Consider the following 26,706-nt stretch of genomic DNA (forward strand, 5'->3'; position numbering starts at 1 on the left):
CCCCGCGGCGTCAGCTCGACTCACGCTGCACCGGCCCCACCGCCATCAGCTCGTGCCGCTCGGGCCGCGTAGCCGGCTCGCGGACCACGCGGTCCACGAGCTCGGCGAGCCGGCGTCCGCTGACGAGGTCGATGCTCACCGTGCTCAGCCGGGGCCGCAGCAGCCTGCCGAGCAGCAGGTCCCCGGCGCCGATCACGGCCGTCTCGCCGGGGATGTCGACGCCCTCGTCCTGCAGGGCGCGCATGAGCAGCATCGCGTACTCGTCGTCGTACGCGTAGACGCCGTCCAGGCCGAGTGCGCGCCAGCGGGCGGCGAGCACCGCCGCCGACTCCTCCTCGTACGCCATGGTCAGCGGGACGATGCGCGCGCCCGTGCCGTCGGCGGCGGCGAACGCGCCTTCCAGGCGCGCCCCGGCGGTCGGACGCAGCGCCGCCTCCTCGGGCACGACCACCCCCACGGCCCGCCGGCCGCGCCGGATCAGATGCGCCGCCGCGCAGCCGCCGACCGCGCGCTGGTCCATGACGAGCGCGTGCGCGCCCTCCACGATGTGCGGCCCGAGGGTGACGACGGCCCGGGCACCGGACCGTTTGAGCACCTCCACGCCGTGTGCCGTGGGCTCCGCGTCGCCGAGGCACACGACGGCGACCGGACGCAACTCGGCCCAGGCCCGCGCGGCTTCGTCCCCTTCGAGGCCGAGGCTGCCGTACTGGACGACGGTGTAGTCCAGGCGGCGCAGGGCCCGCTGGAACTCGTCGGAGAAGGGCCCGGGCAGCGGTCCGAGCGGCAGATGGGCCGTGGGCAGCAGCACGGTGCGGGTGCGTCCGGCGCGCAGACTGCGGGCCGCGGCGTGGGGCACGTACCCCAGTTCCTCGGCGGCGGCGCGGACCCTCAGCCGGGTGGCTTCGCTGATCCGGACCGACGCGGTGTTGTTGAGGACGTACGAGACGGTGGCCCGGGAGACTCCGGCCAGCCGGGCGACGTCGGCACTGGTCGGGACGGAGCGTTCCACGGGCAGTTCGGGTGTCTGGCTCATCGCCCGCGTCATCCTTCCAGACCGGCCGTGCACCGGATCCGGCGCATGGCCGGAAACACCGCTGGCACCAACTCTGCGGCAACAAAGAGCAATTGCGCGGACGAACTGCTCACGGGGGTGCTGCGGGCCTGCTCGCGGCGCCCGTCATGGCGTGGCCCCGGCAGCCCCGGCGCCCGCGCCCCGAGACGCCGGATGGCCGGATCTCACGCCGGCACGCCGAAGGCGGCGCTACGCGGCCTCGCCGCCGAGGACCCGGCGGAACGCCCCGAGGGTTCTCTCGCCCGCCGTGCGGTCCAGGACGGCGAACACGACCTCGTCGAAGTGGCCCGCGAACCGGCCGCCGGGTCCCAGCAGCGCACGGAACGCACCGGCGACCTCGGCGGGGTCGTTGCGGAAGACTCCGCAGCCCCAGGCGCCGAGCACGAGGCGGCGGTAGCTGTTGACGGCGGCGACCTCCAGGACGCGTTCCGCACGGGCGACGAGAGCGGCGGGGATGCGGTGCGCCTCCTCCGGCGTACGGCGGGTGATCACTCCGGCGTTCGGGGCGGGCGAGGTGAGGAATCCGACCGGGTACGGGGCTTCCAGGAGCTGGCCCCGGTCGTCGCGGAAGACGGGGACGTTCGGGGAGTGGATGACGCGGTCCGAGTAGAACGGGCTGCGGTCCGCGCGATGGTGCTCGTAGTACGCGGGAGCGCGCAGCAGCGTGGTGTACAGCGCGGAGGCGCGGCACAGGGCCTCTTCCTGCGCCTGTGCGCCGTTCACGTAGCCGCCTCCGGGATTGCGCGCGGAGGCGAAGTTGAGCACGGCGACCGAAGCGAGACCTGGGGGTCCCCCCGGCCGAAGGGTGGAGGGTCCGGGTTCCGCGGCGGTCAGCCGCCGGGCCGCCTGGGTGCTGCTCTCGCCGGTGACCTCGACGACGGTCGCGCGATCGGTGTCGGGCGTGACCTCGACGGGCTCGGGGCCGTACAGCCGCGTTGCCTCGACGGCGGCGGCGACGGCCTCCCCCAGGCGTATCTCACGGCCGTCCGGCAGGCGGTATCCCCCCGTCGCGACGATCTCCTCGTTCTGCTTCGCGATCCCCCGCAGTCGTGCGCTCATGGCGGCATGCTCCGTGACCAGTGAGGACACGGGCAACCGTATTTCCGCTCCTCAAGGGCACTCTTGTGCGAACCGGCGGCGGTGGCCTTAGGTTGAAGCTTCAGGCCCTGCCGAGGGCCTGCGACGGGAGGAGTGGATTCATGCATCCACCGGATACCGGCGACTTCGGTCCTCCGATATCGGAGGACGAAGCCGAGGACCTGCTCCGATGTATCTGCTTCAAGACCGGCCCGCCGCGCACCGTGGGCGTGGAGGTCGAGTGGCTGGTCCATGATCTCGACCGGCCCCGCACACCCGTACCGTCCGGACGCCTCGCGGCGGCGTTCGACGAGGTACGTGCCCTGACGCTGGACTCGGCTCTGACGTTCGAGCCGGGCGGCCAGCTGGAGCTCAGCTCCCGTCCCGCCGCGAGCCTGATGGAGTGCATCGACTCCACCGCCGCCGACCTGCGCGCCGTACGGGCCGTGCTGCGCACCGCGGGTCTGGCCACGACCGGATACGGTCTCGATCCCTGGCACCCGCCCCGCCGCCTCCTCCACGATCCGCGCTACGACGCGATGGAACGGCATCTGGACCGTTCCGGTCCGGCCGGGCGCACGATGATGTGCAGTTCCGCGTCCGTGCAGGTCTGCCTGGACGCGGGCGAGGAGGAACCCGGCCCGCTCGGACACGCCAGACGCTGGCTGCTGGCCCATCTGCTGGGCGCGGTTCTCGTGGCCGCCTTCGCCAACTCCTCCGTGCGCGCCGGACGCCGCACCGGTTGGCGTTCGGCCCGGCAGGCCGTGTGGGACGCCCTCGACCCCGTGCGCCCGATGGCCCCGGACCCGCTGCGGGAGCCGCGCTCCGCCTGGGCCGTGCACGCCCTGGACGCGCCGGTGATGTGCCTGCGCCGGGAGGAGGGCGACTGGGACTCCCCGCAAGGGCTCACATTCCGGCAGTGGCTGCGCTCGCGAGCGCCGCGGCCGCCGACGGCAGAGGACCTCGACTACCACCTGACCACCCTCTTCCCGCCGGTCCGGCCGCGCGGGCACCTCGAGCTGCGCATGATCGACGCCCAGCCGGGCGAGGACGGCTGGATGGTGCCGCTCGCCGTCACCACCGCGCTGTTCGACGATCCGGAGGCCGCGGAGACGGTGTACCGGGCGGTCAAACCGCTGGCGGAGTACGCCGGTTCGCGGCGGGCGCCGCGCAACCCGCTGTGGGTGGCCGCCGCCCGGCACGGGCTCGCCGACCCCGAGCTGCACGCCGCGGCCCTCACCTGCTTCGCCGTCGCGCTGGAGGCCCTGGACCGCATGGGCGCGTCCGAGGCCGTGCGCGGGAGCGTCGCCGCATTCCACGAGCGCCACGTCCTGCCGGGCCGGTGCCCCGCCGACGACCAGCTCGATTCCTCCGTGCCCTGGGAGCCTGTCTCATGACCGACGAACTGCGGCGCGACGCACTCGACGCGCTGACCCGTGCCCGTTCCCGTACCGCCGTCCTCACCTCGTGCCTCGACGACGGCGAACTGACGGCCCAGCACTCGCCGTTGATGTCCCCCCTGGTGTGGGACCTGGCGCACATCGGCAACCAGGAGGAGCAGTGGCTGGTGCGCGCCGTCGGCGGCCGTGAGGCGCTGCGGCCGGACATCGACTCCCTGTACGACGCCTTCGAGCACCCCCGGGCGTCCCGCCCGTCTCTGCCGCTGCTGGCTCCGGCCGAGGCGCGGGTGTACGCCGACGACGTACGCGGCCGGGTGCTGGACATCCTGGAGCGCACCCCGCTGGAGGGGGCTCCGCTGGTCGACGCCGCCTTCGCGTTCGGCATGATCGCGCAGCACGAACAGCAGCACGACGAGACGATGCTGATCACCCATCAGCTCCGCAAGGGCCCCGCGGCGCTCACCGCGCCGGAGCCGCCCGCCCACCCCGTGGAGCCTCTTCCGGCCGAGATCCTGGTGCCCGGCGGGCCTTTCACCATGGGAACCTCGACGGAACCGTGGGCGCTGGACAACGAGCGGCCCGCGCACCGCCGGGACGTGCCCGCCTTCTGGATCGACACGGTCCCGGTGACGTGCGGCGCGTACCAGGCGTTCATCGACGACGGCGGCTACACGGAACGGCGCTGGTGGGCCGAGGAGGGCTGGGACCAGATCCGGGCCCATGACATCGCGGCACCGCTGTTCTGGCGGCGCGAGGGCGGGGTGTGGCTGCGGCGGCGCTTCGGTGTCACCGAGGAGGTGCCGGCGGACGAGCCGGTGCTGCACGTGAGCTGGTACGAGGCCGACGCGTACGCCCGCTGGGCCGGCCGCAGGCTGCCGACCGAGGAAGAGTGGGAGAAGGCGGCCCGGCACGATCCGGAGTCGGGACGCTCCCGGCGCTACCCGTGGGGCGACGCCGATCCGGAGCCGGTCCACGCCAATCTGGGGCAGCGGCATCTGCGGCCCGCCCGGGCCGGCGGCTACCCCGGGGGCGCCTCGCCGCTCGGGGTGCGTCAGCTGATCGGCGACGTGTGGGAGTGGACGGCGAGCGACTTCCTGCCGTATCCCGGTTTCGCCGCGTTCCCGTACCGCGAGTACTCCGAGGTGTTCTTCGGCAGCGCGCACAAGGTGCTGCGGGGCGGGTCGTTCGCCGTGGACCCGGTGGCCTGCCGGGGCACCTTCCGCAACTGGGACCTGCCGGTGCGCCGGCAGATCTTCTCCGGCTTCCGTACCGCGCGGGACGCCGAGGTGCGCACGGGAGGTGCCGCCTGATGTGCCGGCACCTCGCCTACCTCGGGCCGCCGGAGCCGCTGGGCGCACTGCTCACCGCCCCGGAGCACGCCCTGATGCGCCAGTCGTGGGCGCCCCGTCGGCAGCGCTACGGCACGGTGAACGCGGACGGTTTCGGTGTCGGCTGGTACGCGCAGGGCGATCCGCTGCCCGCCCGCTACCGTCGCGCCGGGCCGATCTGGGCCGACCTGTCCTTCACCGATCTCGCCCGGGTCGTGCGCAGCGAGGCGCTGCTCGCGGCCGTGCGCGATGCCACCGAGCCCGGGGCGGACAACGAGGCGGCGGCCGCGCCGTTCGCCTCGGGCCGGTGGCTGTTCAGCCACAACGGCGCGGTGAAGGGCTGGCCGGGTTCCCTGGCGGGCCTGGCCGCGTCACTGCCGGCGGCGGAGCTGCTGTCGCTGGAGGCGCGCAACGACTCGGCCCTGATCTGGGCACTGGTGCTGCACCGGCTGCGGGCGGGCGACAGCCTCGGTCAGGCCCTCGCCGACACCGTGCGCGACACGGCTGCTGCGGCCGGCGAGTCCCGGCTGAACCTCCTCCTCACCGACGGCCGCGCGATCGCCGCGACCGCGTGGGGCGACACCCTGTGGTACCTCACCGGTTCCGGCGGCCGCCTGGTCGTCGCCTCGGAGCCGTACGACGACGATCCCCGCTGGCAGGAGGTGCCGGACCGGACCCTGCTGACCGCGACGCGCGCCGATCTCCTGCTGACCGAGCTCAAGGAGCCGACCCAGTGAGCCCGTTCCTGCTGACCCGCACCCTGCCCGAGGACGCGACGGACGCCGATCTGCGTGCCGACGTGCTGCACGGCCTGACCCGCACGCCGAAGGTGCTGCCGCCCAAGTGGTTCTACGACGCCCGCGGCAGCGAGCTGTTCGAGGAGATCACACGGCTGCCCGAGTACTACCCCACCCGTGCCGAGCGGGAGATCCTGGCCGCGCGCGCCGGGGAGATCGCGGCGGCGACCGGGGCACGCACGCTCGTCGAGCTGGGGTCGGGGTCGTCGGAGAAGACGCGTTTCCTCCTGGACGCGCTGACGGATCTGCACACCTACGTACCCGTGGACGTGAGCGAGAGCGCCCTGACGGGAGCCGCGAAGGCGTTGCTCGCCCAGCGGCCCGAGCTCGCTGTGCACGCGCTGATCGCCGACTTCACCCGCGGCCTGGCGCTGCCCGGCACGCCGGGGCCGAGGCTGGTCGCGTTCCTCGGCGGCACGATCGGCAATCTGCTGCCGGCCGAGCGCGCGGTGTTCCTGAAGTCGGTGCGCGATCTGCTGTCGCCGGGCGACTCGCTGCTGCTGGGCACCGACCTGGTGAAGGACGAGGACGTGCTGGTGCGCGCGTACGACGACGCGGCCGGGGTGACGGCGCAGTTCAACAAGAACGTGCTCGCCGTCATCGCCCGGGAGCTGGGCGCGGACGTGGACCCGGCCGATTTCGACCACGTGGCGGTCTGGGACCGCGAGAACGAGTGGATCGAGATGCGGCTGCGGGCCCGTGCCGCGCTCAGCGTGAAAATCCGTGCGCTGGATCTGGTGGTGCCGTTCGAGGCGGGCGAGGAGCTGCGCACCGAGGTGTCGGCGAAGTTCCGTCAGGCCGGTGTGCGCAGCGAACTGGCGGGTGCGGGAATGGAGTTGACGCACTGGTGGACCGACGAGGCGGGCCGCTTCGCGCTGAGCCTGTCGACGGCGAGCTGAGCCGACAGGGCGAGTGAACGGCGGTCGGTGCGGCTGCCGGGGAGGATCGGCGGCAGCAGCCGTATCTCCGCGGTCAGAGCACCGGCCGTCACGACCCGCCACAGGGACGCCGGGAGCGGGTCGTCGCCCACGAACGCGGCCGCGCCGGTGGGCCCGTAGCCGATGTGCACGGGCTGGACGGCGGCGCCCGCGTCCAGGGCGGCCTGGAACGCGGCGGGCCGGAACCGGCCCTGGCCCCGGCCGCACCAGGTGGAGCCCTCGGGGAAGACGATCACCCGGGCGCCGCCGCGGAGGGCGTCGGCCATCGCGGCGACGGTGGCGGGCAGGGCACGCAGCCGGTCGCGTTCGAGGAACAGCGTGCCGCCGCGGGCCGCCAGCGGGCCGAGGACCGGCCAGCGGCGCACCTCGGTCTTGGCCAGCATCCGGCCCGGCATCACGGCGGCGATCAGCGGGATGTCCAGCCAGGAGATGTGGTTGGCGACGACGAGCGAGGCGCGTTCGCCGTGCGGGACGCCGGTGACGCGCAGGCGTACGCCGAAGGCCCGCAGCACCGCGCGCGCCCAGTACCGGGTCAGCGCGTGCCCTGCCCGCGGGCCGAACAGCAGGCCGAGCAGCGCCGCGAACGGGGAGAGGACCACCCCGGCGAGGACGGCCGACACGCCGGCGAGCAGGCGGAGCACGGCGAGCGGCGCGGCGGCCGTCCGTCCCATGTGGGTGGCGCACGCCTCGGGCGTGCACGGCGCCGTGGGCAGCCAGACGCTCATCGCACCGGGGCGAGGGAGAGGAAGTGGCGCAGGTAGCGGGGATTGGTGCGGCGCAGCGACAGCAGGACGTACAGGTCGGCGACGTTGAAGTCGGGGTCGTGCGCGGGGGCGCCGCAGACCCAGGCGCCGAGCCGCAGGTAGCCGCGGAGCAGGGGCGGGAGTTCGACGCGTCCCGCGGGGCGGGCGACGCCGTCGGCGTTCCAGAGCTTGTGCGGGGTGACCCAGTACTCCTGCGGGGCGAGGTTCTTGGCGCGCACGGTGTCCCAGGTCGCGGCGGCGAGCGTGCCGCCGTCGGCGAGCGGGAGGGAGCAGCAGCCGGCCAGCCAGTTGTGCCCGGTGCGGGTCATGTAGCGGGCGAGGCCGGCCCAGATCAGGGCGATGACGGCGCCGTTGCGGTGCAGCGGGTGCACGCAGGAGCGGCCGACCTCGACGAGGTCGTCCCGGATGGGCTCCAGGCGGGCGAGGTCGAACTCGCCCTCCGAGTAGAGGCGGCCGGCGATGCGGGCGCGCTCGGGGGGCAGCAGCCGGTAGGTGCCGACGACGTCGCCGGTCACCGCCTCGCGGACGAGGAGGTGGTCGCAGTACGCGTCGAAGGCGTCGGTGTCGAGCCCCGGCTCCGGGCCGTCGAGGCGGGCGCCCATCTCTCCGGCGAACACCTGGTGGCGCAGCCGCTGGGCCGCGCGCACGTCCTCCTGGTCCCGGGCGAGCGAGACGATGTAGCGGGGCTCGTCGGCCTCGGGGGTCTGGGCCGGCGCCGGGGCTGGGGCGGGGGCGGGGGCGGGCGCCGGGATCAGGGCGGGCGCCGGGGCGACGACGACGGGCGATGCTGGCATGGCGGTCTCCTGTGCCGGACGAAGGGGACGGACCGCGGGTGCGGCGGCCCGGCTCCTTACTTCTTCCGTGGCCGGCTGGATTCGACATGACCGCCCGGCGGAGAGCGGATGTGGGGACGCTGAATGCCGGGCATTCGGCGTACGGATCCGTTCACCCGCCGGTGTCCCCGTGGTCAGGGAAGCAGCGCGGCGGTGATGCGGTCGGAGGCGGTCCGCGCGGCGCGCCGCGCGTCCCGGCCCGTCAGGACGGCCGTCATGTACGGCTTGATCGGGTTGTCCGCCTCGACGTTCGCCCACTGCGGGGAGTTCGGGGTGGCCCTGCCCTGTGCGGCGCCGGCGGCCATGGCGGAGGTGCTCTCCTCGCCCTCCAGCTCGTCGGCGAGCGTGGTCTTGTTCGGCACGTAGTTCATCGTGCGGGCGAGGTCGAGCTGCCATGTGTCGCTCGCCAGGGCGGAGACCACCTCGACGGCGGCGGCCCGCTCGGCGGAGTTCTCGGGCACGATGAGGTCGGAGCCGCCGATGAAGACCGCGCCCGGCTCGGCGGCGGTCCGGCCGGGTACCGGGAAGAAGCCGAGCTTGCCCTTGAGCGCGGGGTTGGCCTGCTCGATGACGGTGGCCGCGCTGGGCACCGCGATCATCTGGGCGACCGTGCCCTTGGCGAAGACCTGGGCCTGGGGCGGGGTCTCCTCGTCGCCGTCCTTGGGTCCGGAGCCGTGCGACTGGAGCCGCTTGTAGAAGTCCATGCCGCGCAGGGCGGCCGGGGTGTGCAGCGCGCCCTCCCATTCGCCGGCCTTCTCCACGGCGAGCTCGCCGCCCTCGTCCCAGATGAAGCCGGCCAGTGTGTACCAGTCCTGGCCGGACAGGTAGATGCCGTCGATGCCCGCGGTGTTGAGCCGTTCGGAGACCTCCAGCCACTCCGCACGGGTCTTCGGCGGCTCCTCGACGCCGGCCTCGGCGAAGAGGTCCTTGTGGTAGATGACGACGCGATTGGCCGCGTACCAGGGGATGCCGTACTGGGAGCCGCTGATGCTGCCCGGTTCCGCGAGGCCGGGCAGCCAGTCCTCGTTGCCGAGGTCGCGGACGGACTCGAGGGTCAGGTCGCGCAGGTCGCCGCTCTCGGCGTACTGGGCGACCTGGGTGTTGCCGACCTCGATAATCTCGGGGGCGTCGTCGCTCGCCAGGGCCGCGGTGACCTTCTTCCCGATGCCGGTCCACTCCTGGAAGGCGACGTCGAGCTCGATGCCGGGGTGCTGCTTCTCGAAGGCTTCGGTGAAGCGGTCGAGGAAGTCCTGGGAGACGCTGTCCTTCATCAGCCAGATGTGCACGGTCCGGGTGCCGGATCCGCCGGGCACGAGCCCGCAGCCGCCGAGCGTGACGGCACACACAAGAGCGGTGGACAGGACGAGCGCGCGGTTCTTCACGGGGTCACCTTCTGCGTGAGGGCACGGAGGACGGACCCGACATGGGGGGAAGCGCGCGCGCTCGCACGGGTGTGGCTGGATTTTGGTATGGACCAAAGGACGGGTCAACCCCCGCGCCGGACCGTGCGGGCCGGTATCGCCCGCGACCCGTCCGCCGTAATGACGACCCGGCACCGCCGCGTAGCACTTGGGGCCGACCTCGCGAACACATCAGCAGGCTGATCCGGGCTACGCGCCGACGCTCATAGCTTCTTGATCGAACCCCCCACGGTCAGGAGGCGCTTTCGACATGTACGGCAAGGCATTCGCTCCGGAGTACCAGGGCGATCTGGGCTCGGCGCTCGGCGTGAACTCCTCGTACGACGAGGTCCTCGCCACCGCGCTGCGCGCCCGGCACGAGGCGGGATCGGCCCTCGAGCGGGCCCGGGCCGCACTGGCGCTCGCCGAGGCCAACCGGCGGCTGGGGCGCTCCGCCGACGCGAGGGCAGCGTGGCACGACAGCTACCGCTGCGCGCGCGAGGCCGGTGACACGGCGGGGATGGCGTGGGCGCTGTGGAGCGGCGGGACGCTGGCACGGCAGTGCGGCGCCCTGCGGCTCGCGCGCAGGCTGCTGTCCGCCGCCGTCTCGTGCGCGGACGCGGCGGGCGACCGCATCGCCCACGGCTACGCCCTCGCCGGTCTCGCCGAGACCGGCCGGATACAGGGCGACTACGCGGCCGTGGCCGACCTGCACGAGCAACTCCTGCGGCAGGCGCGGGCGCACGGCGAGTCGCGGCACATGGTGTGGGCGATGTCCGGCATCGCCCAGATGCACCGGAACACCGGCGACCACGCCACGGCGTTGGAGCTGTTCACGGAGTGCGTACGGATCGCGTCCGAGGCGGACGACGCCCGCGGGCGCGCCTGGTCGCTGCGCGGCATGGCCGACGTGCTGTCGCTGCGGGGCGCGACGGACCGGGCCCTCGGGCTGCTGACGCGGGCCGAGGCCGTCTGCCGGGAGATGGAGCTGGCGGGAGCGCTGGCGTACAACCACAAGATGCGCGGCAACGTCCTGTTCCGGGCGGGGCGTTACGAGGAGGCCTGCGCGGTCTACGGAATGGCGCTGCGCGAGTTCGAGGAGATGGACGAGGCGCGGGGCGCGGCGCTGGCCCGCCTGGGCCTCGCCCGGTCACGCTTCCGCTGCGGCCGCCCGCAGGACGAGAGCCTGGCCGAACTCACCGCGCTGGAGGGCGAGTTCGACCGCATCGGCCTGCGCGAGGCCCGCCGGACGGCTGCGTCGTTCCGCGCGGAGCTCCTGGCGGCGTGACGGGGGGTAGGGGCCGTCGCGGCCCCGGCGGCGCAGGTACGGACAGTGCACGGGCTGCGCCCGCACGTCCGGCCTCGCCCGTGGAGGGCGTCGTGGTGCCCACGGATCGCTTCGCGCACCGGACGGCGCATCCGGGCGCGCGCCGGAGCGGCACCGGCTACCACCGCTCCGACCGGCGGGACGGCGCGCGAACCGGGTCGCCGCGGGCAGCGGCCGATGGCCGGCTCCCCGGCGCACCGCGTCGGACTTCCCACGGGCGCCTATCAGGTGCAGGACACCCGACGCACGTGTACGCCATGGCCGCCGGCCCCCGAGCGCCCCGTGCAACTGGTGCAGGCAGCGGCTCCGGCACGGGCGGCACGGGCGGGGCCTCGCGCCCCTCGGCGTCGGCCGCCCCCACGCGCCGGCTCACGTTCAGGGGAGGGCGCAGCGGCCAGGTGGTCGCAACGGGACCGTCGCCCGGATGCGACGTCTCGCGGGACTCCCTCCGGTGGGGCACCGTGGAGGGAACGCATCGAGAGGAGCGCGACGCACATGTCGAACCACACCTACCGTGTCACCGAGATCGTGGGCACTTCCACGGACGGCCTCGACCAGGCCATCCGCAACGGCATCTCGCGCGCGTCCCAGACGCTGCGGGGCCTCGACTGGTTCGAGGTGACGCAGGTCAGGGGCCATATCGTCGAGGGGCAGATCGAGCACTACCAGGTCGGGCTGAAGGTCGGCTTCCGCCTGGAGGACGGCGCCTGAGGCCCGGCCCGGGCGCAGCGGGGCCTCAGGTACGCCCCTCGCGCTCCTGCGCGTCCTTCATCGCCTCACTCGTGCTCCTCGCGCCCCACCGCGCCCGCACCACCCGGAATCCCGCGCGCTCGGCGTCCTGACACACCAGCTCGTCGTCGTCGACGAACATACGGATCTCCCGGTCGCGGCCGAGCCGCCGCAGGATCTCCAGCTTGGTCCTGCGGGCCGGCCGCCGGTCGTCGTTGCGCCGCATGAACAGGCGTCCTTCGGGCAGCCCCTGGGCGGCGATCCAGTCGAGGGAGTCCGCGCGGCACCGCTCGGGCCGGCCCGTGAGGTACAGGACCTCGCACTCCTCGGCCGCCTCCCTGCACAGCCGGATACCCTCCGGCAGCGGCGGGTCCTGCGGGGCCGCGGCGAAGAAGGCGTCCCAGTCGCGCGGCCTGCGTTCCAGCAGGTACTGGCGGTGCCCGGCGTCCGACAGCGTCCCGTCGAGGTCGAATACGGCCAACGGCCCGGTGTTTCGCGTCACGGCAGGAGACTAGAACGGCACCGGACGACGAGTCCGCGCGGTGCGGGAATCTGCCCGGCTCAGCGGCGTTGAACAGAAGGTGAGCTCAGTGATCGCCGCCACCCGTCTGTCCGTACTGGACCGTTCCCGTACCCGCGAGGGGCACAGCGGGCCGGCCGCGCTGCGCGACACCGTCCGCCTCGCCCAGGAGCTGGAGGCACTGGGCTATCACCGGTTCTGGGTGTCCGAGCACCACAGCGTGCCCGGTGTCGCCGGTTCGGCGCCCACCGTGCTCGCCGCGGCGGTCGCCGCGGCCACCTCCACCATCCGGGTCGGCACGGGCGGCGTGATGCTGCCCAACCACCAACCTCTCGTGGTGGCCGAGCAGTTCGGGGTGCTGGAGTCGCTGTTCCCGGGCCGGATCGACATGGGCCTCGGGCGCTCGGTCGGCTTCACCGACGGCATCCGCAGGGCGCTCGGCCGGGACAAGAAGGACGCCGACGACTTCGCCGCACAGCTCCACGAGCTGCTGGGCTGGTTCACGGGCGGGCAGCGGGCGCATCCGCAGGTGCACGCCCGGCCCGCCGAGGGCCTCAGGGTCCCTCCGTACGTGCTCGCCACCGGCGAGGGGGCCGCGATCGCGGCCCGGGCCGGGCTTCCGCTGGTCATCGGTGACCTGCGGGGCAGGAAGAAGCTGCTGGACGCGGTCGAGGGCTACCGGAGCGGCTTCGAGCCGTCCGAGTGGTCCGAGCGGCCGTACGTGGTCGTCGCCGGCACGGTCGCGGTCGCCGCGACCGAGAAGGACGCCCGCCGGCTCCTCGTGCCGGAGGCGTGGTCGATGGCGTACTCGCGTACGCACGGCGTCTTCCCGCCCCTGCTGCCGCCGGAGCGGATCGAGGCGCTGACCATGACCGACAAGGAGCGCGGCTTCTACCTCGCGGGGCTCGAGGGCCACATCGCCGGCACGGAGGAGCAGGTCGCGGACGCCCTGGAGACGGTGATCAAGGACACCGGCGCGGACGAGGTGCTGGTGACGACCAGCACGTACGACCGCGACGCGCTGCTCGGTTCCTTCCGGCGCCTCGCCCGCGTCGCCGATCTGCCCGGGGCCGTCCCGGCCCGGCCGACGGCGGCCTGACCAGCGCGGACGCCTAGACTCGTTCCTCATGCACAGCAGCCCCCACGACTCGTACGTCCGTGTCCGCGGCGCACGGGAGCACAATCTGCGCGGTGTCGACGTCGACATCCCGCGCGACGCGCTCGTCGTCTTCACCGGCGTCTCGGGATCCGGCAAGTCCTCGCTGGCCTTCGGCACGATCTACGCGGAGGCGCAGCGGCGCTACTTCGAGTCCGTCGCCCCGTACGCCCGCCGGCTGATCCACCAGGTCGGCGCGCCGAAGGTCGGGGAGATCACCGGGCTGCCGCCCGCCGTCTCCCTGGAGCAGCGACGCTCGGCCCCCACCTCCCGCTCCTCGGTCGGCACGGTCACCACCCTGTCCAACTCGCTGCGCATGCTCTTCTCACGGGCCGGCCGCCATCCCGAGGGAGCGCCGCGGCTCGATTCGGACGCCTTCTCGCCGAACACGGCCGCCGGCGCCTGCCCCGAGTGCCACGGCCTCGGCCGGGTCCACGGCACGACGGAAGAGCTGCTGGTCCCCGATCCGTCGCTGTCGATCCGCGAGGGCGCGATCGCGGCCTGGCCGGGCGCCTGGCAGGGCAAGAACCTGCGGGACGTGCTGGACACGCTCGGTTACGACGTGGACCGGCCGTGGCGCGAGCTCGCTGCCCGGGACCGGGAGTGGATCCTGTTCACTGACGAGCAGCCGGTCGTCACCGTGCATCCGGTACGGGAGGCGGGACGTATCCAACGTCCTTACCAGGGCACGTACATGAGCGCCCGCCGCTATGTGATGCACACCTTCGCGGACTCCAGGAGCCAGACGCTGCGCGCCAGGGCCGAGCGGTTCCTCACCAGTGAGCCGTGTCCGGTGTGCCGGGGCAGCCGGCTGCGTCCGGAGGCTCTGGCGGTGACCTTCGCGGACCGTACGATCGCCGAACTGGCCGCGCTGCCGCTGACCGAGCTGGCGGCCGTCCTGCGGCACGAGGAGGGCGACGAGACGGCCCGCGTGCTCACCGCGGACCTCCTGGCCCGTCTCGGCACGGTGACCGAGCTGGGCCTCGGCTACCTGAGCCTGGACCGGGCGACCCCGACGCTCTCCAGCGGGGAACTGCAGCGGCTGCGCCTGGCGACGCAGCTGCGGTCGGGGCTGTTCGGCGTCGTCTACGTGCTGGACGAGCCGTCGGCCGGGCTGCACCCGGCGGACACGGAGGCGCTGCTGGTCGTCCTCGACCGGTTGAAGGCGGGCGGCAACACGGTCTTCGTCGTGGAACACCATCTCGACGTGGTGCGCCGCGCCGACTGGCTGGTCGACGTCGGGCCCCGCGCGGGCGAGCACGGGGGGCGGGTGCTGCACAGCGGCCCGCCGGGAGAGCTCGCCGGGGTGGCCGAGTCGGCGACCGCCCGTTTCCTGTTCGGCGCGGGCCCGGCGCCGGTACGGACGCCGAGGGAGCCGTCGGGGCACCTCGCGCTCGGCCCGCTGACCCGCCACAACCTGCGCGGCCTGACGACCCGGCTCCCGCTCGGGGTGCTGACGGCGGTCACGGGGGTGTCGGGCTCAGGCAAGTCGACGCTGGTCGGTTCGATCACGGAGGAACTGCCGGGCGTGGAACGGCTGGTGGCGGTGGACCAGAGGCCGATCGGCCGCACGCCCCGGTCCAACCTGGCCACGTACACGGGGCTGTTCCACGTGGTGCGCAAGCTGTTCACCGGCACCGACGCGGCGCGCGAGCGCGGCTACCGGCCCGGCCGCTTCTCGTTCAACGTGGCCGGCGGGCGGTGCGAGACCTGCCAGGGCGAGGGGTTCGTCTCCGTCGAGCTGCTGTTCCTGCCCAGCACGTACGCCCCCTGTCCGGACTGCGGAGGCGCCCGCTACAACCCGCAGACGCTGGAGGTCGGTTACCGGGGCCTGAACATCGCCGAGGTGCTGGACCTGACGGTGGAGGCGGCGTCCGACTTCTTCGCGGACGTGCCGACGGCGGCCCGCAGTCTGCGCGCGCTGACGGACGTGGGACTCGGCTACCTGCGGCTCGGCCAGCCGGCGACGGAGCTGTCCGGCGGCGAGGCGCAGCGCATCAAGCTGGCGAGCGAGTTGCAGAGGATGCGCCGCGGTCACACGCTCTACGTGCTCGACGAGCCGACGACGGGACTGCATCCCGCCGATGTGGAGGTGCTGATGCGCCAGCTGAACGGGCTGGTGGACGCGGGGCACTCGGTGGTGGTGGTCGAGCACGACATGGACGTGGTGGCCGGCGCGGACTGGGTGATCGACCTCGGCCCCGGCGGCGGCGACGAGGGCGGCCGGATCGTGGCGTCCGGTACGCCGGCGGAGGTGGCGTCCGCGCCGGAGAGCCGTACGGCGCCGTACCTGGCCGGGGCCCTCGGCTGACGGCAGAGGGAATGCCGACGCGTCTCGCCGCCAGGCCGTCCTCGCGCGGCCTCTCGGCGCGGGGCCGTCCGCACGTGGCCGCCGCCAGGAGTCGGCCGGCCGCGCAAGGCCATGGGCACGACGCGCTCGACACGGCCCGAGGCCGGCCCCCCGCACGCAGCCGCGGCTGCCCGAGGCGCCCGTCGGCACGACCGGCCCTGCTCAGCCGAAGACCACCGACCACGGGCGCGGTGCCTCCCCCGCGTCGCCCATCGGCACGGCCGTCGTGTGGTCGCGCGCCAGCACGTCCGCCGCGACCGCGGCGAACTCCCGCGCGCCCGGGTGCGGTGACTGCCGCGGCCAGGCCGCGCGGATCCGCTGGGTGAGCGGCCGCCCGGCCAGTGGCCGCCACGCCACCCTGGGCTCCTTGCGGGCCACCGGCCCCTGGTCGAAGGCGACTCCGTGGCCCGCCGTGACGAGCCCGATCAGGAACTCGGGGTTACGGGCGTGGCGTACGCGGCCGGGCACGAACCCCGCCGCGCGGCAGATGCCGAGCGTCCTGTCGTACCAGCCGGGTGCGGTGGAGCGCGGGAAGAGCACCAGGTCGTGGCCCGCGAGTTCGGCGAGTGCCACCTCGGGCAGCCGGACGAGGGGCGACGTCCTCGGCAGCACGACTCCGAGGTCGACGCCGGTCTCGGGACCGAGGACGATGTCGGTCGCGTCGACGGGGGCATGCACCAGGCCGACGTCCAGCCCGCCGGACGCCAGCAGGCGCACCTGCTCGTCCGTCGTCACCTCCTGGAGGTCGACCCGCAGCGCGGGTGCCCGGTCGGCGCACTCCGCGAGGAGGGCGCCGAGGACCGCTGCCGAGATGTCGGGCGGCACCCCGGCGCGCAGGGTGCCGAGGTCGCCGTCGCGGGCACGCCGTATCAGGACGCGGGTGCGCTCCTCGCGCGCCAGCAGGTCCCGCGCCTCGTCGAGGAGGACCGTGCCGGCCGGCGTGAGCCGGATCTGTCGCCGTGAGCGGTCGAAGAGTTCGGCGCCGAGGTCGTCCTCCAGTCTGCGGACGGCGCGGCTGAGCGGGGGCTGGGCCATGCCGAGCCGCTCGGCGGCCCGCCCGAAGTTCATCTCGTCGGCGACGGCGAGGAAGATACGCAGGTGGCGCAAGAGATCCACGGGACGACAGTAGGCGAGGGGGCGGGGGCTCGGGGTGCGGATCGAGGACAGGCTGGGCGCGGTGTTCGCGGCAGCGGGTGCGGAGGGCAGGATGCACGCGCTGGACATCGATTCCGGCGGGGACGTGGGGTGCGGCGCCGACGAACCGGTCGTGGTCGCCTCGGTGTTCAAGGTGCTGCTGGTGCTGGAGTTCGCCCGGCAGGCGGCGGCCGGTCAGCTCGATCCGCGGGAGCGGGTGCTGGTCACGGCCGGGCACCGGCTCGGCGGCTGGGGCACGGCGGGGTGCCTGGACGACGTGGAGGTCTCCCTGCGGGACCTCGCGCACTTCGCGATGTCGGTCAGCGACAACACGGCCGCGGATCTCCTGCTGGAGCGGGTGGGCGTGGACACCGTGAACCTGCTGGCGAAGGAGCTGGGGCTCGTGCGCACGCGGATCGTGGGCGGCCCCCGGCAGCTGCTGGAGTCGATGCTCGCGGAGGTGGGGGCGCGGGACGAGCGGGAGTTCGCCGCCCTGTTCCCGGCGTTGTCCCCGGCCGAGGTCGGTGCGCTCGGCGTCTTCGACCCGGCGCGGACGAACGCGAGCACACCCCGGGAGATGACGCGGCTGCTGCGGATGATCTGGTGCGACGAGGCCGGTCCCGCGCAGGCGTGCGCCCAGGTACGGGACCTGATGATGCGTCAGGTGTTCCGGCACCGGCTCGCGGCGGGGTTCGGGGACGGCGTGCGGGTCGCGGCGAAGACGGGCACGCTGCCGGGACTCCACAACGAGGTCGGTGTGGCCGCGTACCCGGACGGCGGGCGGTACGCGGTCGCGGTCTTCGCCCGTACGCCGGATCCGGTGGCGAACCGCACGCGGACGGACGTGGCGATCGGCACGGCGGCGCGGACGGCGGTGGATTTCCTGCGCGCCCCGTCCGGTGGACAGAGCCGGTGACCAGGTGTCATACACCTGACGGTATGGGTCATGAGCGGCTCCGGTCTTGGACGCGCACGGCCTGGGGCTGATCTTCTGCGTGTCATGAGCGAATTCGAGAACACCACGGAGGAAGGCGGCCGGCGGTCTTTCGTCCGCAGGACGCTGCTGCGCGGCGCCGCGCTCGGAGCGACGGCACCCCTGCTGCCCGTCGCGGCCGGGGCGGCGGAACGGAGCGGCGACGCGGCCGCGCGGGTACGGGCGGACAGCGCGACCCTGCGCTGGCTCGGCACCTCCGGCTGGCGTGTCGGCATCGGCGGGCGCGGTGTCCTCTTCGACCCGTACATCACGCGTTTCGAGACCGGCCTGTTCGGCCCGAAGGGCGGCTTCGACCCGGCCACGGAGCTGACCTGTGACGAGGACCTGGTGACCCGGCACGCGGGCAGGCCGGAGACCGTCCTGGTCAGCCACACCCACTGGGACCACGTCAACGACGTCCCGTACATCGCGAAGTCCACGGGCGCACGGGTCTTCGGCACGGAGACGACGTACCACGTGCTGCGGTCCCTAGGGGTCGATGCGGCGCAGATCAGCGTCGTCAAGGGCGGCGAGGTGCTGGACTTCGGCGACTACACGGTCGAGGTGGTCTCCAGTCGGCACAGCCGCAACGCGAAGTGGTCGTACTTCGCCCCGGGCACGCTGCACGCGCCGCCGCCGCGTGCCCCGCGCACCGTCTCGGACCTGCCGGAGGGCGACACGCTGGCGTTCCAGCTGACGGTGGCGGGCGGTCCTTCGGTGTTCTTCATGGGCGCGAGCGACGTCGACGAGCGCGCGGTGGCCGGGCTGCGCCCGGACGTCCTGATGGCGGCGGTGCCCTCCAGCCGGGCGACGCACCGCTATGTCCCGCGGCTGCTGGGTGCGCTCGGCGGCCCCGCGACCGTCGTCCCGGTGCACTGGGACCACTTCGAGAGGCCGTTGAGCGGGCCGCCTCTGCGGGATCCGGTGATGGACCTCGACGGTTTCGTCGCCGAGGTCCGCCGGTGCAGCCCCACTTCCCGGGTGGTCGTCCCTGACTACACGACGGTCTTCGGGGCAGACCTGACGCCTATCGCCTGACCTTGCGGTTCGCCCGCAGCCACTCCTTGTTCATCGCCGCGATCGACGGCAGCGGGATGCCCTTGGGGCAGGCGGTGGCGCACTCGCCGGTCAGCGTGCAGCCGCCGAAGCCCTCCTCGTCCATGGCGGCGACCATGTCGAGCACGCGGGTCTCGCGCTCCGGGGCGCCCTGCGGCAGCACGTTGAGGTGGTTGATCTTCGCCGAGGTGAAGAGCATGGCGGAGCCGTTGGGGCAGGCCGCCACGCAGGCGCCGCAGCCGATGCACTCGGCGTGCTCGAAGGCGAGGTCGGCGTCGGGCTTCGGCACCGGCGTCGCGTGGGCCTCGGGTGCGGATCCGGTGGGGGCGCTGATGTAGCCGCCGGCCTGGATGATCCGGTCGAAGGCGGTGCGGTCGACGACCAGGTCCCTGACGACCGGGAAGGCGGCCGCCCGCCACGGCTCGACGTCGATGGTGTCGCCGTCCTGGAAGGAGCGCATGTGGAGCTGGCACGTGGTGGTGCGCTCGGGGCCGTGGGCGTCGCCGTTGATGACGAGCGAGCAGGCGCCGCAGATGCCCTCGCGGCAGTCGTGGTCGAAGGCGACCGGCTCCTCGCCGCGCAGGATGAGGTCCTCGTTGAGGGTGTCGAGCATTTCCAGGAAGGACATGTCCGGGGAGATCCCGTCCACCTCGTAGGTGGCCATGGCGCCGGGGGCGTCGGCGTTCTTCTGGCGCCAGACGCGCAGGTTGAGCTTCATGCGTAGCTCCGCTGGGTGGGGTGGACGTACTCGAAGACGAGGTCTTCCTTGTGGAGGACGGGGGCTCGGCCCGTGTCTGTGAACTCCCAGGCCGCGGCGTAGGAGAACTCCTCGTCCTTGCGGGCCGCCTCGCCGTCCGGCGTCTGGGACTCCTCGCGGAAGTGACCGCCGCAGGACTCGGTGCGGTGCAGCGCGTCGAGGCACATCAGCTCGGCGAGTTCCAGGTAGTCGACGATGCGGTTGGCCTTCTCCAGCGACTGGTTGAACTCCTCGCCGCTGCCCGGCACCTTGATGCGGCACCAGAACTCCTCGCGGATCTGCGGGATCCGTTCCAGCGCCTTGCGCAGCCCGGTCTCGGTGCGGGCCATGCCGCAGTACTCCCACATGAGCTCACCGATCTCGCGGTGGAAGGAGTCAGGGGTGCGGTCGCCGTCGACGGAGAGCAGCAGGCTGATCCGGTCCTCGGTCTCGGCCACGGCCCCTTGCACGACCGGGTGTTCGACGGTGACCGGCTCCTTGTGCGGGTTGCGGGCCAGGTAGTCGTTGATGGTGGAGGGGAGCACGAAGTAACCGTCGGCGAGGCCCTGCATGAGGGCGGAGGCGCCGAGCCGGTTGGCTCCGTGGTCGGAGAAGTTGGCCTCGCCGATGGCGAAGAGGCCCGGGACGGTGGTCTGGAGGTCGTAGTCGACCCACAGTCCGCCCATCGTGTAGTGCACGGCGGGGTAGATCCGCATCGGCACCTCGTACGGGTTCTCCGCGGTGATCCGCTCGTACATGTCGAAGAGGTTGCCGTACTTCTCCTCGACCTTCGCCCGGCCCATGCGGGCGACGGCGTCGGCGAAGTCGAGGTAGACGCCCTGGCCGCCGGGGCCGACGCCGCGCCCCTCGTCGCAGACGTTCTTCGCGGCGCGCGAGGCGATGTCGCGCGGCACGAGGTTGCCGAAGGACGGGTACATCCGCTCCAGGTAGTAGTCCCGCTCGTCCTCGGGGATCTCGTTCGGCGGGCGGTGGTCGCCGCGTGCTCTGGGGACCCAGATGCGTCCGTCGTTGCGCAGCGACTCGCTCATCAGGGTCAGCTTGGACTGGTGGTCGCCGGTGCGCGGGATGCAGGTGGGGTGGATCTGGGTGAAGCAGGGGTTGGCGAAGTAGGCGCCGCGCCGGTGGGCGCGCCAGATCGCGGTGGCGTTGGAGTTCATGGCGTTCGTCGACAGGTAGAAGACGTTGCCGTAGCCGCCGGTCGCGAGGACGACCGCGTCGGCGACGTACGTGGAGATCCGGCCGGTGACGAGGTCGCGGGCGACGATGCCTCGGGCGCGGCCGTCCACCACGATCAGGTCGAGCATCTCGGTGCGGGCGTGCAGGGTGACGTTGCCCGCGGCGATCTGGCGGGAGAGGGCCTGGTAGGCGCCGAGGAGGAGCTGCTGGCCCGTCTGCCCGCGGGCGTAGAAGGTGCGGGAGACCTGGACGCCGCCGAAGGAGCGGGTGTCGAGCAGTCCGCCGTACTCGCGGGCGAAGGGGACGCCCTGCGCCACGCACTGGTCGATGATCTCGACGGAGATCTGGGCGAGCCGGTGGACGTTGGACTCGCGGGCGCGGAAGTCTCCGCCCTTGACCGTGTCGTAGAAGAGGCGGTGGATGGAGTCGCCGTCGTTGCGGTAGTTCTTGGCCGCGTTGATGCCGCCCTGGGCGGCGATGGAGTGGGCTCGCCGCGGGGAGTCCTGGTAGCAGAACTGCTCGACGTGGTAGCCCTGTTCGGCGAGTGTGGCGCCGGCGGCGCCGCCGGCGAGGCCGGTGCCGACGACGATGACGGTGTGGCCGCGGCGGTTGGCGGGGTTGACGAGCTTCGCCTCGAAGCGCCGCTTGTCCCAGCGTTCGGCGACGGGCCCTTCGGGCGCTTTGGCGTCGGCGAGCGGGGCGCCGACCTCGTAGCCTGTGTAGTCGACGAAGTCGTTCATGTCAGCTCACCACTTCGGTCATGACGGCGACGGGTACGGAGAGGAATCCGGCGGTCAGTGCGAGCGCCAGCACGTTCGCGGTGGTCTTGAGGACGCGGTCGCGGGTGGCGCTGCCGACGCCGAGCGTCTGGGCGGCGCTCCAGAAGCCGTGCCGGATGTGGAGTCCGACGGCGAGCATGGCGACGATGTAGATCACGTTGCCGTACCAGGTGGAGAAGGTGTCCACGACGTTCTGGTAGGGGTGGCCCTCCTGGAATCCGCCCGTGTGCACGGTGCCGGTCGTCAGGTCGAGGAGGTGCCAGACGATGAAGAGGCCGAGGATGACACCGCCCCAGCGCATGGTGCGGGTGGCGTAGCTCGCGCGCGGCCGCTTGTTGACGTAGCGGCTGGGACGGGCCTTGATGTCGCGGCGGCTGAGCTGGTACGCGGAGACCGCGTGCCCGATCACGGCCGCGAGCAGCACCACGCGGACGAGCCACAGTGCCCAGGAGTGGTGCAGGACCGGGGCGCCCATGGTGCGCAGCCAGTGGCCGTACGCGTTGAACTCGCCCGGCCCGAAGAAGATCTTCAGGTTGCCGAACATGTGGGCGACCAGATACCCGAGCATGATCAGACCGCTGACGGCCATGACCGTCTTCTTGCCGATGGTCGATGCCCAGAAGGTGCGCGTCCTGGACGGTTGTCGTTCCGTCCGCGTTGCCAGAGCCATGCCGTCGACGCTAGGGCGGAGAACACGAGAGGTCCAAGACATGATTCTGCTCGGGTCAATAGGCTGGCCCTATGGAAGCTCTAGAGTGGTGCCATGCAGCTCCAGCAGCTCCGCTACTTCGTCGCGGTCGCGGAAACCCGTCACTTCACCCGCGCCGCCGAGCGCGTCCATGTCTCCCAGCCCTCCCTCTCCCAGCAGATCCGGGCCCTGGAGCAGGAGCTCGGCGCCGACCTCTTCGCCCGCGCCCGGGGCAACATCGCCCTCACGGACGCCGGTGACGCGCTGCTCCCGCTGGCGCGCCGCATCCTCGCCGACACCGAGACGGCCCGCCGCGAGGTGCAGGAACTGGCCCAGCTGCGCCGGGGCCGGGTCCGTCTCGGCGCCACGCCGAGCCTGTGCACCGGTCTGCTGCCGCAGGTACTGCGCACCTTCCACGATCTGCATCCGGGCATCGAGATCCTGATCGAGGAGTCCGGCTCGCACGATCTCGTACGGGAGCTGGCGCGCGGTGCGCTCGACCTGGCGCTCGTCGTGCTGCCCCTGCCCTCGCCCTCGCCGGCGCTCACCACCGTCGAACTGCTGCGGGAGGACCTGGTGGTGATCTCCTCACCGGCGGCCGCGGCGCCGCCGGCTCCGGCGCGGATCGCGGATCTCGCGGGCGAGCCGCTGGTGATGTTCCGCCACGGGTATGACCTGCGGGAGCTGACGGTGGCCGCCTGCCGCGCGGAGGGCTTCGAGCCGTCGTTCACGGTGGAGGGCGGCGAGATGGACGCCGTGCTGGGGTTCGTCCGGGCGGGGCTCGGCGTCGCCGTCGTGCCCAGCATGGTCGCGGAGGGCGCCGGAGGGGGCCTGCGGGTCACCCCGCTGGCCCGCCCCGGTCTGCGGCGCACGATCGCGCTCGCCCACCGCAGCGATGTGGCGCCGCCGCGTGCGGCCCGCGAGGTGCAGCGGGTACTGCTGGACTCGCGGACCTGAGCGGCCGGCCTTACCGGAGCGCCGGGGCCTCCGGCGCCCGGAACGGTCCCGGACCGGGGCCGACAGGTCCGGACCGCGGCCGACGGCCACCGGGGAGGCTTCCCCACCCCGCCCTCCCCCTACGGCCTGGCGGCCGTGGATGGGGTCCCCTCGGCGAAGCCAGGGGGTAACCCCCATCCCGAACCGGGGCTCCGCCCCAGGCCTTCGGTACCGCGCTTCGCGCGGTGTCCTCAATCGCCGGACGGGCTGGATGTACCGCAGGCAGATCACGCCCCGCTGGGGGCACCTCCCACGGCCGCCAGGCCGTAGGGGGAGATTGAGGCGCGGGGTTCCGGTGGGGACCCCCACCGGATCAGACCGCGTCCGCCAGGACCAGCGCGTGGATGCGGTCCGGCGCACCGGGCCGTGCGTAGTACCAGCCCTGGGCCGTGTCGCAGCCGAGCTCGCGCAGCTGCTCGGCCTGGGCTCCGGTCTCCACACCCTCCACGGTCACGGCGAGTTCGAGACTGTGCGCCAGCGACACGATGCCCTCGACGATCTTCAGATCGACGGGGTCGGCGGGGTGCTGCTGCATCCCCTGCGTGAAGGAACGATCCAGCTTGAGCACGCTCACCGGCAGTCTGCGCAGGTTGGCCAGGTTCGAGTAGCCGGTGCCGAAATCGTCGAGCGCGATGTCCACGCCCATCTCGGCGAGTTGGCGCAGCGGCTTGAGCAGGTCCTCGTCGGCGCCGATGAGCGCGGACTCGGTGACCTCCAGGCACAGGGCGCCGGGCTCCAGGCCCGAGCGCTCCAGCACGTCCACCGTGTCCGCGACGAGCCCCGGGTGCTGGAGCTGGGCCGGCGAGAGGTTGACGTTGATGCGCAGCGGGCCGCCGTCGGTGTGCCGAATGCTCCAGAACCGGGCCTGCCGTACGGCCTCCTGGAGAACCCAGCGGCCGAGCGGCACGATCAGCCCGGTGCGTTCGGCGAGCGGGATGAAGCGGTCGGGCCCGAGCACCCCGTACTGCGGGTGGCACCAGCGCACGAGCGCCTCGGCGCCGTGCACGCTGCCGTCGCCGAGGTGGACGAGCGGCTGGTACTCGATGAAGAACTCGTCGCGCTCCAGCGCGGCGGGCAGGGCGTTGGTCAGCCCGTGCCGGGTGATGGCGCGGGCGTCGGCCTCCGGGTCGGCCAGCTCGAAGCGGTTGCCGCCCGCCGACTTGGCCCGGTACATGGTGATGTCGGCACTGCGCAGCACCTCGGCGCTGGTCCGCTCGCCCCCCGGGCCCTCGACGATGCCGATGCTGCCGCGCACGGTGAACTCGCGCCCGTCGATGGTCACCGGTGAGGCGAGCGAGCCGAGGATGCGGGAGGCGAGCTCGTCGACCTCGCGCTCGGTGTCGGGTCCGGTGGTCAGCGCGACGAACTCGTCCCCACCGAGCCGGGCGACCATCTCCCCCGGCGCGGTGGCACAGCTCTGCAGCCGGTCGGCGACCTCCACGAGCAGCCGGTCGCCGGTGGCGTGTCCGAGGCTGTCGTTGATGGCCTTGAAACCGTCGAGGTCGAGGTAGCAGAGCCCGAAGCGGGCGCCGTCGCCGGCCGACACGGCCTTCTCGAGCCGCTCGAAGAACAGGGTGCGGTTGGGCAGTCCGGTCAGCGCGTCGTGCGTGGCCTCGTAGCGCAGCCGCAGGTTGAGGAGCCGGCGCTCGGTGGTGTCCTCCAGGAGGGCCAACTGGTACTGCGGGGCTCCCTCGGCGTCGCGCAGCAGCGAGACGGTGAGGTTGGTCCACAGAACCGTCCCGTCGTTGCGGTAGAACGGCTTCTCCGTCCGGTAGTGCTCGCGCTCGCCGCGCACCAGTTCCCGGTAGAGGTCCCAGACCTGGGGCCGGTCCTCGGGGTGCACCCACTCGGTGACCTTGCGGCTGCGCACGTGGTGTTCGAGGCCGCCGAACATCTGCATGAGGGTGTCGTTGACCTCCAGCAGATTGCCGTCGAGGTCGGCGATCCCGATGCCGATCGCGGCCCCGTCGAACACCGCCCGGAAGCGGACCTCGGTGGCGTGCATCGCCTCCAGGGCGTCGTTGCGCGCGAGCAGCGAGGAGCGGGCGATGGCCTCCTGCTCGGCGAGGGTGCGTTCGCGCAGCGCCGCCGCGAACCCGGCGGCGACGGCGTGCTGGAGCCGGGCGCAGCGCGCCCTGTTCTCGTCGGCGGTCTGCTCGTGGTCGCCGCAGTACAGCACGAGGTAGGACTCGACGACGCCGAGCGTGCGGCTGAGCGCGTCGGGGTCCGTGCAGTGGGCGTCGACGAGCGACCTGCCGATCCGCTGCGCGGACTGCGGGTTGAACGGGCGCTCGCGCAGTACGCGGCACAGGTCCCGTGCCACCGGCAGCAGATGCTGTTCCAACTCCGGCCGGGTGAGCGACGTCGACGTCACCGGGAAGACGGCCCGGCTCCAGATCGTCGCGAACCGTCTGAGTCTGTCCTCAAGGGCGTCCGCCTCCGCGTCGGGACCGGTCGCCTGCGACGACGGCTTCACGCCTTGCGCCCCACCCCGGAGAAGCCCGAGAAGGCATATGGGTCCTCCTGGTCGACGGGGGTGTCGGGCCGCCAGTGGGGCATGGCGACCAGTCCGGGCTCGACCATGTCGTATCCCTCGAAGAAGGCCGCGATCTCCTCGCGGGTGCGCATGACCAGGGGGTTGCGGATCTCCTCGTAGACGGCGACCGCGCCGCCCGCCACGTCCTCGGGGACCGGTATCCCCTCGTACGAGGCGTGGGTGATGATCAAGAGGCTGCCCGGCGCGAGCGCGTCGCGCAGTTCCGCCACCGCCGCGTACGGGTCGTCCGCGTCCTCGAGGAAGTGCAGTACGGCCACGAGCAGCAGGGCCACCGGCCGCTCCAGGTCGAGCAGCCCGGTGACCTCGGGGCTGTCGAGGATCTGCCCCGGCTTGCGGAGGTCGGCGCAGACCACGCCCGACCGCTCGTCCCCGGCGAGTATGGTCCGGCTGTGGGCGACGGCCACGGCGTCGTGGTCGACGTAGACGACACGTGCCTCGGGGTCCGCCGCGCGGGCCACTTCGTGGACGTTGCCGAACGTGGGAATGCCGGAGCCGATGTCGAGGAACTGGCTGATCCCCTCGCCCACCGCGTAATTCACTGCCCTGCGCATGAACGCGCGGTTCGCCTGCATGATCTTCGGGAGGCCCGGCATGAACCGCATCGCCTTGCGCGCCGCTTCCCGGTCGGCCTCGAAATTGTGCGAGCCGCCCAGGTAGAAGTCGTAAATGCGGGACACGCTCGGCACCGATATGTCGATGCTCTGCGGGGCCCAGGCGGGACGCTCCATCGATGTCTCCAACAAGTCGCCACGGCGGATCGGCCATGTCCATGGCCAGCGTTCGAGCCGAGGCTACTGATCGCCCGCCAAGAGGGCGAGCCCAAACGGAAATTAGCGGTCCGTTCTTGGTCACACGTCGTCGTCACGTACACGGGTCATGACCGATCGTCACAGGACCGC

At 72.9% G+C, this 26,706-nt stretch carries 23 protein-coding genes; 11 read left to right on the forward strand and 12 right to left on the reverse strand.

Going from position 1 to position 26,706, the window contains the following annotated elements; translation table 11 throughout:
- Positions 1-10 precede the first annotated feature (10 nt).
- Positions 11-1,033 (reverse strand): LacI family DNA-binding transcriptional regulator, encoded by a 1,023-nt coding sequence (locus QFZ82_RS06145; RefSeq protein WP_307712156.1) that lies wholly within the window; start codon positions 1,031-1,033, stop codon positions 11-13.
- A gap of 228 nt (positions 1,034-1,261) precedes the next feature.
- On the reverse strand, positions 1,262-2,131 hold the full coding sequence (locus QFZ82_RS06150) for a TIGR02452 family protein (RefSeq protein ID WP_307712157.1): 870 nt from the start codon (positions 2,129-2,131) through the stop codon (positions 1,262-1,264).
- Positions 2,132-2,271: 140 nt separating this feature from the next.
- Here QFZ82_RS06150 and egtA point away from each other — a divergent pair, with 140 nt between their 5' ends.
- Genes egtA through egtD form a run of 4 tightly spaced genes read left to right on the forward strand, consistent with a single transcriptional unit; the run spans position 2,272 to position 6,573 of the window.
- Positions 2,272-3,546, forward strand: a complete 1,275-nt coding sequence (gene egtA, locus QFZ82_RS06155) for an ergothioneine biosynthesis glutamate--cysteine ligase EgtA (protein WP_307712158.1) — start codon at positions 2,272-2,274, stop codon at positions 3,544-3,546.
- A complete protein-coding gene (gene egtB, locus QFZ82_RS06160; protein ID WP_307712159.1) occupies positions 3,543-4,859 on the forward strand; it encodes an ergothioneine biosynthesis protein EgtB in 1,317 nt (438 codons plus the stop codon). Before egtA ends, egtB begins: the two co-directional genes overlap by 4 nt.
- Entirely contained in the window at positions 4,859-5,614 is a 756-nt protein-coding gene (gene egtC, locus QFZ82_RS06165) for an ergothioneine biosynthesis protein EgtC (protein WP_307712160.1), read from the forward strand. The genes egtB and egtC overlap by 1 nt, the downstream gene beginning before the upstream one ends.
- Positions 5,611-6,573: an L-histidine N(alpha)-methyltransferase gene (gene egtD / locus QFZ82_RS06170; RefSeq protein WP_307712161.1), complete on the forward strand. Its 963-nt coding sequence runs from the start codon at positions 5,611-5,613 to the stop codon at positions 6,571-6,573. Before egtC ends, egtD begins: the two co-directional genes overlap by 4 nt.
- Here the strand turns inward: egtD and QFZ82_RS06175 are convergent.
- The 3 genes from QFZ82_RS06175 to QFZ82_RS06185 form a co-directional block, all read right to left on the reverse strand.
- Positions 6,468-7,337 carry a 1-acyl-sn-glycerol-3-phosphate acyltransferase gene (locus tag QFZ82_RS06175; RefSeq protein WP_307712162.1) on the reverse strand — a complete coding sequence of 290 codons (870 nt, stop codon included), beginning with the start codon at positions 7,335-7,337 and terminating at the stop codon, positions 6,468-6,470. The two genes, egtD and QFZ82_RS06175, sit on opposite strands and share 106 nt — an antisense overlap.
- Positions 7,334-8,170: a GNAT family N-acetyltransferase gene (locus tag QFZ82_RS06180; RefSeq protein WP_307712163.1), complete on the reverse strand. Its 837-nt coding sequence runs from the start codon at positions 8,168-8,170 to the stop codon at positions 7,334-7,336. Before QFZ82_RS06180 ends, QFZ82_RS06175 begins: the two co-directional genes overlap by 4 nt.
- A gap of 173 nt (positions 8,171-8,343) precedes the next feature.
- On the reverse strand, positions 8,344-9,591 hold the full coding sequence (locus tag QFZ82_RS06185) for an extracellular solute-binding protein (RefSeq protein ID WP_307712164.1): 1,248 nt from the start codon (positions 9,589-9,591) through the stop codon (positions 8,344-8,346).
- A gap of 289 nt (positions 9,592-9,880) precedes the next feature.
- Here QFZ82_RS06185 and QFZ82_RS06190 point away from each other — a divergent pair, with 289 nt between their 5' ends.
- Positions 9,881-10,897, forward strand: a complete 1,017-nt coding sequence (locus tag QFZ82_RS06190; protein ID WP_307712165.1) for a tetratricopeptide repeat protein — start codon at positions 9,881-9,883, stop codon at positions 10,895-10,897.
- A gap of 534 nt (positions 10,898-11,431) precedes the next feature.
- Positions 11,432-11,647 carry a dodecin gene (locus QFZ82_RS06195; protein ID WP_307712166.1) on the forward strand — a complete coding sequence of 72 codons (216 nt, stop codon included), beginning with the start codon at positions 11,432-11,434 and terminating at the stop codon, positions 11,645-11,647.
- Positions 11,648-11,672: 25 nt separating this feature from the next.
- Here the strand turns inward: QFZ82_RS06195 and QFZ82_RS06200 are convergent, their stop codons facing one another.
- Positions 11,673-12,167 carry a hypothetical protein gene (locus tag QFZ82_RS06200; protein ID WP_307712167.1) on the reverse strand — a complete coding sequence of 165 codons (495 nt, stop codon included), beginning with the start codon at positions 12,165-12,167 and terminating at the stop codon, positions 11,673-11,675.
- 79 nt (positions 12,168-12,246) lie between these two features.
- Between QFZ82_RS06200 and QFZ82_RS06205 the strand changes: the two genes are divergently transcribed.
- Positions 12,247-13,284, forward strand: coding sequence for an MsnO8 family LLM class oxidoreductase (locus QFZ82_RS06205; protein WP_307712168.1), 1,038 nt, complete (start codon positions 12,247-12,249; stop codon positions 13,282-13,284).
- A gap of 28 nt (positions 13,285-13,312) precedes the next feature.
- Positions 13,313-15,652: an excinuclease ABC subunit UvrA gene (locus QFZ82_RS06210; protein ID WP_307712169.1), complete on the forward strand. Its 2,340-nt coding sequence runs from the start codon at positions 13,313-13,315 to the stop codon at positions 15,650-15,652.
- A gap of 201 nt (positions 15,653-15,853) precedes the next feature.
- On the opposite strand, the gene QFZ82_RS06215 is transcribed toward QFZ82_RS06210, so the two are convergent.
- Positions 15,854-16,807: a LysR family transcriptional regulator gene (locus QFZ82_RS06215; RefSeq protein ID WP_307712170.1), complete on the reverse strand. Its 954-nt coding sequence runs from the start codon at positions 16,805-16,807 to the stop codon at positions 15,854-15,856.
- A 91-nt stretch (positions 16,808-16,898) separates the two neighbouring features.
- On the opposite strand from QFZ82_RS06215, the gene QFZ82_RS06220 reads away from it, so the two are divergent.
- Both QFZ82_RS06220 and QFZ82_RS06225 read left to right on the forward strand, forming a co-directional pair.
- Entirely contained in the window at positions 16,899-17,741 is an 843-nt protein-coding gene (locus QFZ82_RS06220) for a serine hydrolase (protein ID WP_307717638.1), read from the forward strand.
- Positions 17,742-17,825: 84 nt separating this feature from the next.
- Positions 17,826-18,836: an MBL fold metallo-hydrolase gene (locus tag QFZ82_RS06225; protein ID WP_307712171.1), complete on the forward strand. Its 1,011-nt coding sequence runs from the start codon at positions 17,826-17,828 to the stop codon at positions 18,834-18,836.
- On the opposite strand, the gene QFZ82_RS06230 is transcribed toward QFZ82_RS06225, so the two are convergent.
- The 3 genes from QFZ82_RS06230 to QFZ82_RS06240 are packed head-to-tail and all read right to left on the reverse strand — an operon-like array spanning position 18,826 to position 22,236.
- Entirely contained in the window at positions 18,826-19,572 is a 747-nt protein-coding gene (locus tag QFZ82_RS06230) for a succinate dehydrogenase/fumarate reductase iron-sulfur subunit (protein WP_177147301.1), read from the reverse strand. The two genes, QFZ82_RS06225 and QFZ82_RS06230, sit on opposite strands and share 11 nt — an antisense overlap.
- Positions 19,569-21,527, reverse strand: a complete 1,959-nt coding sequence (locus QFZ82_RS06235) for a fumarate reductase/succinate dehydrogenase flavoprotein subunit (protein ID WP_307712172.1) — start codon at positions 21,525-21,527, stop codon at positions 19,569-19,571. Before QFZ82_RS06235 ends, QFZ82_RS06230 begins: the two co-directional genes overlap by 4 nt.
- 1 nt (position 21,528) lies before the next feature.
- On the reverse strand, positions 21,529-22,236 hold the full coding sequence (locus tag QFZ82_RS06240) for a succinate dehydrogenase (protein WP_307712173.1): 708 nt from the start codon (positions 22,234-22,236) through the stop codon (positions 21,529-21,531).
- A gap of 93 nt (positions 22,237-22,329) precedes the next feature.
- On the opposite strand from QFZ82_RS06240, the gene QFZ82_RS06245 reads away from it, so the two are divergent.
- The gene (locus QFZ82_RS06245; RefSeq protein ID WP_307712174.1) at positions 22,330-23,211 is read left to right on the forward strand and encodes a LysR family transcriptional regulator; all 882 of its coding nucleotides are present in this window, start codon (positions 22,330-22,332) and stop codon (positions 23,209-23,211) included.
- A gap of 352 nt (positions 23,212-23,563) precedes the next feature.
- On the opposite strand, the gene QFZ82_RS06250 is transcribed toward QFZ82_RS06245, so the two are convergent.
- Complete coding sequence (locus tag QFZ82_RS06250) at positions 23,564-25,726, reverse strand: bifunctional diguanylate cyclase/phosphodiesterase (RefSeq protein WP_307712175.1); 2,163 nt, start codon at positions 25,724-25,726, stop codon at positions 23,564-23,566.
- On the reverse strand, positions 25,723-26,535 hold the full coding sequence (locus tag QFZ82_RS06255) for an SAM-dependent methyltransferase (protein WP_307712176.1): 813 nt from the start codon (positions 26,533-26,535) through the stop codon (positions 25,723-25,725). The genes QFZ82_RS06250 and QFZ82_RS06255 overlap by 4 nt, the downstream gene beginning before the upstream one ends.
- Positions 26,536-26,706: the final 171 nt, after the last annotated feature.

Source organism: Streptomyces sp. V4I23 (genome assembly GCF_030817975.1).
GTDB lineage: Bacteria > Actinomycetota > Actinomycetes > Streptomycetales > Streptomycetaceae > Streptomyces.